Source organism: Bacteroides togonis (assembly GCF_900130135.1).
Classification (GTDB): Bacteria; Bacteroidota; Bacteroidia; order Bacteroidales; family Bacteroidaceae; genus Bacteroides; species Bacteroides pullorum.
In genome coordinates, this window is sequence record NZ_LT670820.1 from 1,154,364 (window position 1) to 1,167,740 (window position 13,377).

Annotated in this window: 6 protein-coding genes; 2 read left to right on the top strand and 4 right to left on the bottom strand. The window is 53.1% G+C overall.

Features of this window, described 5'->3' with window-relative positions; all coding sequences use genetic code 11:
• The first annotated feature begins 317 nt into the window (after positions 1–317).
• Positions 318–1,832, top strand: coding sequence for a glycoside hydrolase family 10-like protein (locus BQ8005_RS04990; RefSeq protein ID WP_075317272.1), 1,515 nt, complete (start codon positions 318–320; stop codon positions 1,830–1,832).
• Between the two features lie 77 nt (positions 1,833–1,909).
• Here BQ8005_RS04990 and BQ8005_RS04995 read toward each other — a convergent pair whose 3' ends face one another.
• The 4 genes from BQ8005_RS04995 to purL form a co-directional block, all read right to left on the bottom strand.
• Complete coding sequence (locus BQ8005_RS04995) at positions 1,910–2,458, bottom strand: chromate transporter (protein WP_075317273.1); 549 nt, start codon at positions 2,456–2,458, stop codon at positions 1,910–1,912.
• Positions 2,459–2,479: 21 nt separating this feature from the next.
• Positions 2,480–3,040 carry a chromate transporter gene (locus BQ8005_RS05000; RefSeq protein ID WP_021847553.1) on the bottom strand — a complete coding sequence of 187 codons (561 nt, stop codon included), beginning with the start codon at positions 3,038–3,040 and terminating at the stop codon, positions 2,480–2,482.
• Positions 3,037–7,092 carry a hybrid sensor histidine kinase/response regulator transcription factor gene (locus tag BQ8005_RS05005; RefSeq protein ID WP_075317274.1) on the bottom strand — a complete coding sequence of 1,352 codons (4,056 nt, stop codon included), beginning with the start codon at positions 7,090–7,092 and terminating at the stop codon, positions 3,037–3,039. Before BQ8005_RS05005 ends, BQ8005_RS05000 begins: the two co-directional genes overlap by 4 nt.
• 133 nt (positions 7,093–7,225) lie before the next feature.
• Positions 7,226–10,930, bottom strand: a complete 3,705-nt coding sequence (gene purL / locus BQ8005_RS05010) for a phosphoribosylformylglycinamidine synthase (protein ID WP_075317275.1) — start codon at positions 10,928–10,930, stop codon at positions 7,226–7,228.
• Positions 10,931–11,311: 381 nt separating this feature from the next.
• Between purL and BQ8005_RS05015 the strand changes: the two genes are divergently transcribed.
• On the top strand, positions 11,312–13,042 hold the full coding sequence (locus tag BQ8005_RS05015) for an IS1182 family transposase (RefSeq protein ID WP_075317276.1): 1,731 nt from the start codon (positions 11,312–11,314) through the stop codon (positions 13,040–13,042).
• The last annotated feature ends 335 nt before the right edge of the window (positions 13,043–13,377 follow it).

The window sequence follows — 13,377 nt, forward strand, 5'->3', positions numbered from 1 at the left end:
CACTCATTTAAGCTATTGGGAACAAAATATCGAGATTATCTTCAGAATATCGCTGCTTGAAAAAGTTAACAACGCTCTTATCGTTGATAAAGAAAAGAGGGTGAATCGCGTATTACGACACACCCTCATTGTTGTCTGGGTTTAAGGGTCATTTTGTCGGTGTGGGCAGTGCTCCGATGAGTGTGTACCTCCACTCTGTGCCTGAGATAAGACAGGCTGCACCTCGGAAGTAAAAAGCCGAAAACGTTGTTTCCGCTTTTGTACTTCTCTCGGTTTGCACTATCTTTGCGACATTTTAAAAATAGACAGTAAGAACAATGAAACTGAAAGACTTATTTTTGTGCCTCTTGCTACTGGCGGCTTGTCCCCTCGTGTCGCAGGCACAGTGGACAAAGCAGCAACGCTATCCCAAACGTGAATTCCGCGCCGCCTGGATCCAGGCCGTGAACGGACAGTTCAAGGGCATGCCGACCGAGAAGATGAAGGTCACCCTCATCGGCCAGCTGAACTCCTTGCAAGGAGCGGGCATCAATGCCATTATCTTCCAGGTGCGTCCCGAAGCCGACGCCCTCTATGCCTCGAAGATCGAACCCTGGAGCCGTTACCTGACGGGCGTGCAGGGGCGGGCGCCGCAACCCTATTGGGACCCGATGGAGTTCATGATCGAAGAGTGCCACAAGCGCGGCATGGAGTTCCACGCCTGGATCAATCCCTACCGCGTGAAGACATCGCTGGCCAACCAGTTGGCGCCGCAGCACATCTACAACCGCCATCCCGAGTGGTTCCTCACCTACGGCAACCAGCTCTTCTTCGATCCCGCCCTGCCGCAGAGCCGCGACTACATTTGCCAGGTGGTGAGCGACATCGTGTCGCGCTACGACGTCGACGCCATCCACATGGACGATTACTTCTATCCTTATCCCACGAAAGGCGTGGAGTTTCCCGACTCGGCCAGCTTCGCTCGCTATGGCCGCGGCTTCGACAACATCGGCGACTGGCGGCGTAGCAACGTCAACCTGCTCATCCGCAAAATCCATGAAACGATACGGGGGCTGAAACCTTGGGTCAAGTTCGGCGTGTCGCCCTTCGGCATCTACCGCAACCAGTCGAGCGACCCGCTGGGCAGCAAGACGCGCGGTTTGCAGAACTACGACGACCTCTATGCCGACGTCCTGCTCTGGGCGCGCGAAGGCTGGATAGACTATAACATCCCGCAGATCTACTGGCAGATTGACCATCCCGTGGCCGACTATGCCGAGCTCGTCGACTGGTGGGCCAAGCACAGCGAGGGGCGTCCGCTCTTCATCGGCCAGTCGGTGACGAACACCGTGCAGAACGCCGACCCCAAGAACCCTAACATGAACCAGCTTCCCGCGAAGATGGCTTTGCAGCGCAGTTATCAGACGATTGGCGGCAGTTGCCAGTGGTATGCCGGAGCAGTGGTCGAGAATGTCGGACGCTATCGTGAGGCGCTGGTTGCCGAGTATCACAAGTATCCAGCCCTGCCGCCCGTGTTCGACTTCATGGACGACAAGGCCCCTGGCAAGGTGCGCAAAATGAAACCCGTGTGGACAGAAGACGGCTACATCCTCTTCTGGACGGCACCGAAGTATAAGGACGAGATGGACCGCCCCGTGCGCTACGTAGTCTACCGCTTCGCCGACAAGGAAGACGTGGACATCGACGACCCGTCGCACATCGTGGCCATCACCCGCCAGCCGTGGTATAAGTTGCCCTACGAAGACGGCAAGACGAAGTACCGCTACGTGGTGACCGCCCTCGACCGCCTGCACAACGAGTCGAAGTCGGTGAAGAAGAAAATCAAATTGTAGAGATTGGGTGTGAATTATTTGGTGTAAGGTATCGGGTTGGAAGTTTCCACCTGATACCTTATTTTTTTGTCCTCACCTTAATAAAGGATCAGCCCTGCTATTCCACAAGCTACAATCATGCCGATGGGGTTCAGCTTATATTTCTTGGTCCCCACGAAGGCAACGAGGAAGATGAGGCAACTGATGATGAACGAACGGGTGTCTTCCGTAGGCGAGCCGAAGTTCTCGGTATTCATCAGCACCAGGGCGGCCGATGCGAGCAGGCCCACCACTGCAGGCCGAAGACCGGCGAATACGGCCTCTACCGCTGGATGCTTCTGGTACTTCAGGAAGAACTTGCTGATGGTGAGCATCAGGATGAACGAGGGAAGTACGACAGCAAAGGTTGCGATGACGGATCCCCACACGCTGCCCGTAGCCGTAAAGCCTACGTAGGTGGCCGAGTTGATGCCGATGGGGCCGGGGGTCATTTGGCTGATGGCGACGATGTCGGTAAACTCTTGTGGCGTGAGCCATCCGTAGCGGGTTACCACTTCGCCCTGTATCATGGAGAGCATGGCATAGCCTCCTCCGAAGCCGAACAATCCTATCTTGAAGAATGTATAGAACAGATGTAGATAGAGCATGTTTTCAGATTTTTGTTTGTTTTATGAATGAATGTTTTCTTTCTCTTGCCTAGCTTTCCACTTTCCATAGAAGAATCCGCCTACGCCTGCAGCAATGATGATCCAGATGGGCGAGAAGCCCAGGAGCCAGATGAGCAGGGCCGACACGACGGGTATCCACAGGTTGTAGCGGTTGATGCGTGCCGACTTGCCCATGCTGAACGTGGGCGCGGCGATGAGGGCCACGACGGCCGGACGGATACCTTTGAAGATGCGTTCTACCACGGTGTTCTCCTTGAAGTTGTGGAAGAAGAGGGCGATGGCCAGGATGATGAGGAACGAGGGCAGGATGGTGCCCAGTGCCGTGACGATGCTTCCGCGGATGCCGCGCAGGCGATAGCCGATGAAGATGGAGATGTTGACTGCCAGGATGCCGGGTGATGACTGCGAGATGGCCAGCAGGTCGATGAAGTCGTCCTTGGCTATCCAGTTGCGTTTCGTCACAATTTCATTCTCGATGAGAGGCACCATGGCATAGCCTCCCCCGATGGTAAAGGCTCCTATCTTGAAGAAGATGGAGAATGCTTCGAGGTAAATGTTCATTGTTGTCTTTCTATGTCCTTTTCGTTGGAAGGCTCGTCCCCGCCCTTGGCATATTGGCTGGGGCTCACCTTATAATACTTCTTGAAGACTTCGCGGAAATACTTCACGTCGTTGAAACCGGTCATTTCGGATATTTCCGTGATGTTGTATTGCTTTTCCCGGAGCAGTTTGGCGGCACGCTTCAGGCGGATGATGCGGATGTAGTCGGCCGGCGCCTGGTCGGTCAGTGCTTTCAGCTTGTTGTAGAAGCTGGTGCGGCTCATGTTCATCAGGGCACAGAGGCTGTCCACGTTGAATTCACTTTTCTCGATGTTGTCTTCCACGTAGCGGGTCACGGTGGTGATGAACTTCCAGTCGAGGTCGTCCGTACAATTGTTGCAGGGCGTTTCGGGCTTTTCGTCGTTTATGGCGAGGTTTGCATACTTGCTCCGCAACAGGCGTCGGTTTTGTAGCAGGTTGGCGATGGTGGCGCGCAGGATACCTACGTTGAAGGGTTTCACAAGATAGTCGTCGGCCCCTGTCTGCAAACCCTCGATGATGCTCCGTTCGGTGTTGAGGGCTGTGAGCAGGATAATGGGGATGTGCGACGTGTTGATGTCTTTCTTCAGAGTGCGGCACAATTCGTCCCCACGCATTTCGGGCATCATGATGTCCGAGATGATGAGGTCGGGCGTATAGTCCTTCACCACTTCGAGGGCTTGCCTGCCGTTGTTGCAGGTCTGCACGGTATATTCGTCGGACAAGGTCTGGCGGAGGTATTCTCTCAGTTCGTCGTTATCTTCCACGACCAGTATTTTTTCGTGGTTCGAGGTCGCTTGCGGTTGTTCCGCCGTATTTTCGCGGTTGGGGGATACCGTGGCTGTCGGGCTTTCCTCCACTCGCTCTTCTGGCTGGACAGGCGGAAGTTCCGTTTCGCGATTGGGCAGGGTGTCCACAAAGGTAGCCTTGCGATAGGCTTTCCTGTTTTTGGGAAAACTGACCCGGACGGTGGAGCCTTGTCCTTCGGTACTGCTGAAGCTCAGTTTCCCTTTATGTAACCTGACGAGTTTCCATACCAGGAGCAGACCGATGCCGCTTCCTGTAATTTTAGCGTTAACGGCATTGCTTCCACGGAAGTGCATGCGGAAGAGCTTCCGTTGTTCGGCGGCAGGCACTCCGATACCCGTGTCCTTCACTTCGATTGTCCATTGTTCGGCCGTTTCTGTAGCTTCGAGCATGACGCTACCTTCTTCGGCGGTATATTTCAAGGCGTTGGACAGGAGGTTCTTCAGGATGGAGTCCATCTTGTCCTTGTCTATCCACACATTGAGGTAGTCGAAGTTCTTTTCGTAGGTCAGGGCGATGCGTTTCACCTTGGCATATTCGCGGAAGATGTTGAGGGTCTCTTCCAGATAAGCTCCCAGCTCATATTCGGCCACACGGAGCTTTCCTCCATACGTGTCGGCCCGCTCAAAGTTGATGAGGTTGGTGGTGAGGCGCAGGAGTACGTGTACGTTGCGCAGGGCGGTGTGGATGTTGTTCCGTCCGCTTTCGCTCAGTTGTTCGTGGTTGGCCAGGTCTTCCAGTGGCGCCTTGATGAGGGTGAGCGGCGTACGGATGTCGTGGGCGGTGTTGATGAAAAAGCGTATCTTCTCGTTCGATTCCCGCTTCTGCTTGCGTAGGAGGTAGATGCGCAAGGCCGTAATCATGGCTCCCAGGGTGAAAAGAATATAAGCTAGCCATGCCCACCAGCTGAACCAAAGTGGCTTGTCGATGATGATTGGTAGGTTCCGCTCCTCGAGCACCGTGTTGTGGTTCTCATTGGAGATGGCTCGCACGCGTAAGGTATATTCGCCGGGGCTCAGGTTGGTGAAGCTGATGATGTTGTCGCGGCTGGGCTGGCTCCATTTGTCGTAGAAGCCTTCCAGCTTCCAGGAGTAGAGCACCAGCGAAGGGTAGTCGTAGTTGATGGACGACACCTGCAGGGAGAAGATGTTCTGGTCGTATTTCAGACGGAGTAGGTCGATGTCGTCGATGTTGGTGGTCAGCGGCGAGTGCTTGTCGCCGGGGTAGACTGTTTCGTAGAGTACTTTGAAATCACTAAACACCATCTTGGTGGTATAATGGTCGGGCAATACCATGTTCTTGTCGAACTCGATGGCACCATCGGTACTTCCGAAGACCAGTTGGCCGTTACGTCTGAGAGTACCTGCTGAAGCGTTGAAATGTTCGGCTTTTAGCCCTTGTTCTTTTGTCCAGTTGTGGAAGATTTTACTATGTGGATTGAAGGTAGTCAAGGTGCTTTCGGTACTTAGGAAGAAGCCTCCCTCACCATCAGGCAGAATACAATAGATGTTGTTGGAGATGAGCGAGCTGTTGTCCTTGTCGAAGTGGTAAAACTGTTTCTCCTCCAGGTCGTATATGAGCAAGCCCGTGTTGTTGGTGCCGATGTATAGCTTCTGGTCGTCCGACTGGTAGAGGGAGTAGATGTAGTGCGACTCGACGGGCAACTCCACATATTCGGCCTTGCCGCTCTGTTTCTCGAGGCGGTAGAGCCCGTTGACAGTGCCTACCCACAGGTGTGTGGAATCGTTTTCCGTCAGGGCGGTGATGTCCGACAGGCCTCCGATGAGGCGTACCTGCTTGCGTGAGTAGTCTATTTCCTTGAGGTTATAGTAACCTCCGGCCCATATCTTGCCGTCGCTTGTCTTCAGGATGGCACGGATGTACTTGTCGGCACGGATGCCGGCATTACCCATCGAGGCGGGTGTGAAAAATTGCACCGAACGGTTGCACTTGTCTATCTGGTAGACGCCGGACGAGTATCCTCCTGCCCAGATGATGCCGGGTGCCACTTCGCACAAGGAGATGTAGGAGTGGCTCTTGTTCTTTCCGCCGGTTTCGAAAGTGCTCAGGAAGGAGGTCCATTGCTCCTGGCGATCGTTGTAGAGGCTGATGCCATTGTCCGTGGCAAACCACAGGTCGCCGTCGCGGTCTTCGATGACGGCATTCACACGGTTGTTCACGAGCGACTGGCGGTTGCCGATGGAGTGCTTGATCCAGTGGAAGTCGGCATAGCGGTTGTCGCGCACGGTGATGCCGATGGGGAAGTTTGCCATCCAGATGCGTTGTTCGTCGTCGATGTAGAGGTCGGTGATGCTGTTGCCGTTCATCGCGTTGTAGCGGTTGTAATCGGCCGTGATGTAGGGTTCGCACTCGTAGGTATCGGTGTTCAGCCGGTAGACACCGGCTCCGTCGGTAGCAATGAGTACCGTGTTCTTTCCGAATTCCTGTATGCTGTTGATGGTGATGTCCGTCAGCTCGGTTTGTAGTTGTAGAAGCTGGTGTCTGTTCAGGTCGTAGACGAAGATACCCTTCAGGAAGGTGCCGATGAACACTTTTCGGGTACTCTTGTCGAGGTAGAGCTCGTTGACCTGCAGGTTCAGGGAGTCGAGCTTGTCGCAAGGGTTCAGTTGCAGGATGCTGTCCTTCAGTTCGGCATAGTGTATGCCCTGGTCGGTGCCGATGAAGTAGTGTGCGGTATCGGTTTGCAGGATGCAGGTGATGTTTTCGTCCAGCTGGTTGCGGATGTGCCGGGTGTGGTTGTTGCGGCTATCATACAGGTATATCTGCTTGCGGGTACAGAGCCATATCTGGCCTTTCTCGTCCACGTAGCCATAGCTCACGGGCGTATTGTGTTCCTTTTCCGTCTGTTCGGGAAGCTTGTACACCAGCTGGAAACGGTCGTGCTGGCTTTCGTAGCGGAATACACGGCCCTTCTTGCCTATTTCCCACAACACACCGTCGGTGTCCAGGTAGAGCCAGTTCAGGTTGATGGCCGAGTTGAGTTCCTGGTCGCCGTCCATCAGCTTGTAGTGTTTGAACTCCTTTCCGTTGTAGCGGTCGATGCCTTCGGGGGTCAGGAACCACATGTAGCCTTTCCGGTCTTTTTCGATGGCATACACCTGCCGGTTGCTCAATCCGTCTTCCATACCTATATATTTATAGGTCTGCGGGCAGACGATGAGTGGTAGCAGGATGGCGATAAGGGTAGTCAGGATGTTTTTTCTCATAGCCGACACGATATTGTTTCCTTGGAAACCGAATGCTTTGAATAAGGGAAAAGACACGGATGAAACAGACATCCGGCCGTTTGGCCGTCGGAGTCCGTTTCATCCATGTCTGTATGGAGAGGGTAGAGGATATTTATCGAGTCTTCTCTTCCACCCACTTGCGGGCGTTGACGAAGGCTTCTATCCACGGCGTCACCTCGTCGTGATGCAGGCGGTCGGCCGGATAGTAGGCGTTCTGCCACGGGAAGATGGCGCGCTCCAAGTGGGGCATGATGGCCAGGTGGCGTCCGTCGGGGCTGGCGATACCTGCCACGGAGTAGTCGGAACCGTTGGGGTTGCCGGGATACTCGTCGTAGGTGTACTTGGCCACGATGTTGTAGTGGTCTTCGTCGTAGGGCAGGGAGAACTTGCCTTCGCCGTGAGCCACCCAAATGCCCAGCTTGCTACCGCTCAACGAACCGAACATTACGCTACGGTTGGTCGGGATAGTCAGACCCAGGAAGCGGCTCTCGAACTTGTGAGAGTCGTTGTGGAGCATGCGTCCGCGCTTCTCGTCGGTGGGGTTGATGAGGTTGAGTTCCATCATCAGCTGGCAACCGTTGCACACACCCAATGAAAGAGTATCTTCACGGGCATAGAACTTGTCGAGCGCCTCTTTGGCCTTGGGGTTGAAGAGGAAGGCGCCTGCCCAGCCTTTGGCCGAGCCGAGTACGTCGGAGTTGGAGAAACCACCGCAGAAGACAATCATGTTGACGTCTTCCAGCGTTTCGCGTCCGCTTACGAGGTCGGTCATCGTCACGTCCTTCACGTCGAAGCCGGCCAGGTAGAGCGAGTAGGCCATTTCGCGTTCGCCGTTTGTACCCTTCTCGCGGATGATGGCGGCGCGGATGCCGCTCGGCGTACGGCGGTCGGGGCTGATGCCGTATTGCGAGAGCTTGCCAGTGAAGCCCGGCATGAAGGCCAGGTCCATGGGTTGCATCTTGTAGTTCTCGAAGCGCTTCTTGGCGCAACCGTTCATCGACTGGCGACGGTCGAGCAGGTAGGAAGTGGAGTACCACACGTCGCGCATGTAGTCGATGCCGAACTGGTAGGTAGCACCGTCCTTCTCCACGAGGATGTGGCGTTCGTCGGTCGGCTTGCCAATCTTCACGAAGCCCACGCCGGCGTCTTCGAGTATCTTCTTCACTTCGTCCTTGTGCTTGTCGGCTACCTGGATGACGATACCCGGGTTTTCGGCAAAGAGTATCTTGACGAGGTCGTTTTCCTTAATCTTGTCGAGGCTGATTTCCATACCGCCCTCCACGTTGGAGAAGCACATCTCGAGCAGGGTGGTGATGAGACCGCCGGCCGAGATGTCGTGTCCGGCCAGGATGAGGCCCTTGTTCACCAGCTCCTGAACGGCCAGGAAGGCGTCGCGGAAGTATTCGGGGTTCTGCACGGTAGGCACGTCGTCGCCCACCTTGCCCAGCGACTGGGCGAAGGCCGAACCGCCCAGCTTCAGGTTGTCGAAACTGAAGTCGATGTGGTAGAGCGTCGTCTTGTGGTCGTTCACCAGCACGGGCGAAACCACTTTCTTCACGTCGCTCACCTCGCCGCCGGCCGAAACGATGACCGTACCCGGAGCGATGACCTTGCTACCATCGGGGTATTTCTGCGTCATGGAGAGGGAGTCCTTACCCGTAGGCACGTTGATTTGTAGGGCGCAGCAGAAGTCGCTCAATGCCTTGACGGCCGTGTAGAGGCGTGCATCCTCACCCTCCTGCGAGCGGCAGGGCCACATCCAGTTGGCCGAGAGCGATACGCTATCGAGCCCTTCGGCCAGCGGTGCCCATACGAGGTTGGTCAGCGCCTCGCTTACGGAGAGCACGGAGCCTGCGGCCGGATTGGCCAATGCGGCTTGCGGAGCATGACCCAGCGAAGTGGCGATACCTGCCTTGCCGCGGTAGTCGAGGGCCACGACGCCGCAATCGCTCAACGGCAACTGGAGCTCGCCCACGCATTGCTGGCGGGCAATCTTGCCCGTCACGGAGCGGTCCACCTTGTTGGTCAGCCAGTCCTTGCAGGCCACGGCTTCCAGCTGGAGCACGTTGGCCAGGTATTCATGAAGTTTGGACAGCTCGTAGGTCGGCATTTCGTAGTGACGCTCTACGGTCTTGTCCACCATGTATGTCTTGGGTGAGGAGCCGAACATCTGGTCGACGGCCAGGTCGAAGGGGCGTACGCCGTCGGCCTGCTCGAAGCAGAAGCGGTGGTCGCCGGTCGTTTCGCCCACAACGTACATCGGGGCGCGTTCGCGTTCGGCAATCTTGCGCACGTGTTCGATGGCTTCTTCCTTGATGAGCAATCCCATACGCTCCTGGCTCTCGTTGGCAATGATTTCCTTGGCCGAGAGGGTCTTGTCGCCGATGGGCAGCTTGCTCATGTCGATGTGTCCGCCGCACTCTTCCACCAGCTCGCTGAGGCAGTTCACGTGTCCGGCCGAGCCGTGGTCGTGGATGGAAACGACGGGGTTCACCTCTTCCTCGCAGAGGGCGCGCACCACGTTGTAGGCACGCTTCTGCATCTCGGCGTTGGCACGCTGGACGGCGTTCAGCTCGATGCCGCTACTGTATCTTCCCGTATCGACAGAAGATACAGATCCGCCGCCCAAACCGATGCGATAGTTGTCGCCACCCATTACGACGACCTTGTTGCCTGCTTCGGGTTTGCCCTTGAGGCAATCGCGCTGGGTACCGTAACCTACGCCTCCGGCCAGCATGATAACCTTGTCGTAGCCGTATACTTCTTCTTTCTCTTTATGCTCGAAGGTCAGCACCGAACCGCAGATGAGCGGCTGGCCGAACTTGTTGCCGAAGTCGCTGGCGCCGTTCGACGCCTTGATGAGGATTTGCTCAGGCGTCTGGTACAGCCATTTGCGTACGGGCAGGATTTCTTCCCACTCGCGTCCTTCCTCCGTGCGGGGGTAGGAGGTCATGTAGACGGCCGTACCTGCGATGGGCCAGGAACCCTTTCCACCACCCATACGGTCGCGGATTTCACCACCCGTACCCGTCGATGCGCCGTTGAAAGGCTCCACGGTGGTGGGGAAGTTGTGCGTCTCGGCCTTCAGGGAGATGACGCTCTTGATGTCCTTCACCTCGAAGTAGTCGGGCTTGGAGTGGTCGGCGGGAGCGAACTGCTCGATGACTGGACCTTCGGCAAAGGCCACGTTGTCCTTGTAGGCCGATATGATTTTGTTGGGGTTTTCCTGTGTGGTCTTCTTGATCATCTGGAAGAGCGAGGATTCCTGCTCCACACCGTCGATGATGAACGTACCGCCGAAGATTTTGTGGCGGCAATGCTCGGAGTTGATTTGGGCAAAGCCGAACACTTCGGAGTCGGTCAGCGGGCGGCCGAGGTCCTTCTCTACCTTCTTCAGGTAGTCCATTTCCTCCTTGGAGAGGGCCAGACCTTCCTGCTCGTTGTAGGCTTCGAGGTCTTCGATGTGGACGATGGGTTCGGGCTGGCGGTTGGTGGTGAACACCTGCTGGTCGAGCCCCTTGTACATGCGTTGGAGCATGGGGTCGTATTCGGCGTTTTCATCGGCCACGGGGAAGTATTCCTCGATGCGCGCGATGCCCGTCAGGCCCATGTTTTGGGTAATTTCCACGGCGTTCGTGCTCCAGGGCGTGATCATTTCGCGGCGGGGGCCTACGAAACAGCCTTTCAGGTTTTCTTCACTTTCAGGGGTGGCTTCTCCAAAAAGCCAGCAGAGCTTGTCGCTGTCTGCCTTCGAGATGGCGTGTTCGCTTGCTACGGCAATCACGCTTTTCTGAGGAGTTCTGTAGAAAGAAATCATATTTTTATAGCGCTATAAATGATGATAATAATCGTTGTCGTTGCAGGCTTGGAGGTGAATGCGTATCCTCCGGCCTTTCGTGTTGCAAAGATAGTGTAAACGGAGAGAAATACAAAGACGAAAACAGAGTTTTTGACTTTATTGTTTTCGAGGAATTATTTACTTTTATCTAGTGAGGATTGAATAGGTGTTCGTGGTGGTTCGATTGGTTTGAAAATCGAGTTATTTAGTTGTTTGAATTTATATGTAGGTGTTGTAAAACAAAAGAAGGTGTGTCAAAAAGCACACCTTCTTTGTTTAGCACAAAGCCCCGACTTTCACAAGCTGGGGCTTTGTTATTACCTAAAGATTTTGTATCTTTAAGCCTAAAGATTTATACATATGGCAAAGATACATTTTCGTCCCTACACTCCCAACCAAACGGTACTATTTCCGCAAAGAATCGATGAAGATATTGCAGAAAACGATCCTATACGCATGGTTGACGCTTTGGTTGAAAGCCTGAATCTTGAAGGTTTCAGGAAGTTATACAAAGAATGCGGCCGTAGTCCTTACCATCCCAAGATGATGCTAAAGGTTATCTTGTATGCCTATATGAACAATATATACTCCTGCCGGAAAATAGAAAAGCTCCTTCGTCGTGATATCCATTACATTTGGTTAGCCGGTTATGAGAAACCGGACTTTATTACTATCAACCGTTTCCGTAATCGGGTGAAGAAGGAGATCAACGAAGTGTTTACCCAAACCGTACTTCTGCTTTCATCCAAAGGTTTCATCAGTCTGAATGTGGAATATATTGACGGAACAAAGATTGAGTCCAAGGCCAACAAATATACTTTTGTATGGCGGAAGAGCGTTGAGCGAAACCGTGAACGACTGATGAAGAAAATCAGTGTTTTGTTAAGCCAAATAGATGACGTCATCGCTCAGGAAAAAGCTTCGGAAAACAACGAGGAAATTGAGTTTACTCCTTCCATGCTGACAGAAATGGCGGGAGAATTACGCACTGCTCTTGAACAGACTTCAGAACCATCCACGAAAGAGCAGAAATCTGCGCTGGGAAAGAAACGCAAGCAGCTGAAAGAACTGGAAGCACATAGAGATAAGCTTCAGGAATACAATAACCATCTGGACAATCTTCAGGACCGCAACTCTTATTCCAAGACAGACAAAGAGGCCACTTTTATGAGAATGAAGGAGGATGCCATGCACAACGGTCAGACAAAACCAGGATATAATCTTCAGATTGCTACGGAAAATCAATTCATTATCGATTATTCTCTTTTTCCGAATCCGACTGACACCTTGACGATGATTCCCTTTCTGAAGTCCTTTGACGACAGATACGGCCGTTTGGCTCATACGGTGGTTGCTGATTCCGGTTACGGATCAGAAGAGAATTACCACTTTATGTCGGAAAACGGGATGGAAGCATACGTCAAATACAATTGTTTCCACATGGAGCAGCGGCCAAGATTTAAACCGAATCCTTTTAAAGCCGAAAACTTTTTCTACAATGAAGAACAGGACTACTGCGTCTGTCCAATGGGACAAAAGATGCAGAGGGCAGGTACCAGGCATACGAAAACCGAATCCGGATATGTAGTCGAATATGCCAGGTATAGGGCTGTCAGATGCGAAGGGTGTCCGTTAAGATGTCTGTGTTTTAAAGCTAAAGGAAACAGGACGATAGAACTGAATCACCGACTCAGGATATACAAACAGAAAGCCCGGGAACTTCTCTGTTCCGAAGAAGGACTGAAACACAGAGGGCAAAGGTGTATAGAACCGGAAGCTGTATTTGGACAGATAAAATTCAACATGAACTACAAGCGCTTCCGTCATTTTGGAAAGGACAAGGTCCTTATGGACTTTTCCTTCCTGGCCATCGCCTTCAATATAAAAAAGATGTGTACCAAGATGAATAAAGAGGGGATAAATTGGCCAATTAAACACCTTTACGGCCTTATTACCACTCATTTAAGCTATTGGGAACAAAATATCGAGATTATCTTCAGAATATCGCTGCTTGAAAAAGTTAACAACGCTCTTATCGTTGATAAAGAAAAGAGGGTGAATCGCGTATTACGACACACCCTCGACGGTTAAAATGATACATGAACATAAAGAGCATTTTGAAACTTGCAGGAGTAAACAGTACATTTTCAATAAATTGGGTAAATGCAGCAAGAGGCTGTATAAACATTCTAAGATAGGCAACCTTTAAGGCAGGGCATTTATTTATTTTTTCACGCATAATGTTTACCAAACGCTTGTCACACATCTACCTTCATGGACCATTATCAGGCATTTAAGTAGATGAGTAGGTTTCCGGACCACCGGAAAGAGGCTCAGACAACGTCTATAAGACCCGAATACTTCAAACATAAGAGCTTCAATGTTCCGGCTATTTTAGCAAGACAAACGTGCGGACGGACTTCTCC

Bases quoted from the DNA above. Each gene is read 5' to 3' on its own strand.
- BQ8005_RS04990 (WP_075317272.1), top strand. From the start codon at position 318: ATGAAACTGAAAGACTTATTTTTGTGCCTCTTGCTACTGGCGGCTTGT.
- BQ8005_RS04995 (WP_075317273.1), bottom strand. From the start codon at position 2,458: ATGCTCTATCTACATCTGTTCTATACATTCTTCAAGATAGGATTGTTC.
- BQ8005_RS05000 (WP_021847553.1), bottom strand. From the start codon at position 3,040: ATGAACATTTACCTCGAAGCATTCTCCATCTTCTTCAAGATAGGAGCC.
- BQ8005_RS05005 (WP_075317274.1), bottom strand. From the start codon at position 7,092: ATGAGAAAAAACATCCTGACTACCCTTATCGCCATCCTGCTACCACTC.
- purL (WP_075317275.1), bottom strand. From the start codon at position 10,930: ATGATTTCTTTCTACAGAACTCCTCAGAAAAGCGTGATTGCCGTAGCA.
- BQ8005_RS05015 (WP_075317276.1), top strand. From the start codon at position 11,312: ATGGCAAAGATACATTTTCGTCCCTACACTCCCAACCAAACGGTACTA.